This is a genomic window from Streptococcus infantis (assembly GCF_047464415.1).
Lineage (GTDB): Bacteria > Bacillota > Bacilli > Lactobacillales > Streptococcaceae > Streptococcus > Streptococcus infantis_AE.
The window spans coordinates 1-759 of record NZ_JASHBX010000054.1; the positions used below are offsets into that span (position 1 = coordinate 1).

At 51.1% G+C, this 759-nt stretch carries 1 protein-coding gene; it reads left to right on the forward strand.

Annotated features, from left to right (window positions below; genetic code table 11):
* On the forward strand, window positions 1-759 hold a 759-nt coding region (locus QM460_RS10415), incomplete at both ends, for a hypothetical protein (RefSeq protein WP_414290057.1).

Sequence of the window (759 nt, forward strand, 5' to 3'; positions counted from 1 at the left end):
ACGTACTTGCACTTGTTGATGCCGACGTGCTTGCTGAAGTACTTGCACTTGTTGATGCCGATGTACTTGCTGACGTGCTTGCGCTCGTTGATGCCGATGTGCTTGCTGAAGTACTTGCACTTGTTGATGCGGATGTACTTGCTGATGTGCTTGCACTTGTTGATGCGGACGTACTTGCTGACGTGCTTGCTGAGGTGCTTGCACTTGTTGATGCCGATGTACTTGCTGACGTGCTTGCGCTCGTTGATGCCGATGTGCTTGCTGAAGTACTTGCACTTGTTGATGCAGACGTACTTGCTGACGTGCTTGCACTTGTTGAAGCGGACGTACTTGCTGACGTACTTGCACTTGTTGATGCCGATGTACTTGCTGACGTACTTGCTGAGGTGCTTGCACTTGTTGAAGCGGATGTACTTGCTGACGTACTTGCACTCGTTGATGCCGACGTGCTAGCCGATGTACTTGCGCTCGTTGATGCCGACGTGCTTGCTGAAGTACTTGCACTTGTTGAAGCGGACGTACTTGCTGACGTGCTTGCGCTCGTTGATGCCGACGTACTTGCTGATGTGCTTGCTGACGTACTTGCACTTGTTGATGCGGATGTACTTGCCGATGTGCTTGCACTTGTTGAGGCTGACGTACTTGCCGATGTGCTTGCACTTGTTGATGCTGACGTACTTGCTGAGGTGCTTGCACTTGTTGATGCGGATGTACTTGCTGAGGTGCTTGCACTTGTTGATGCTGACGTACTTGCACTTG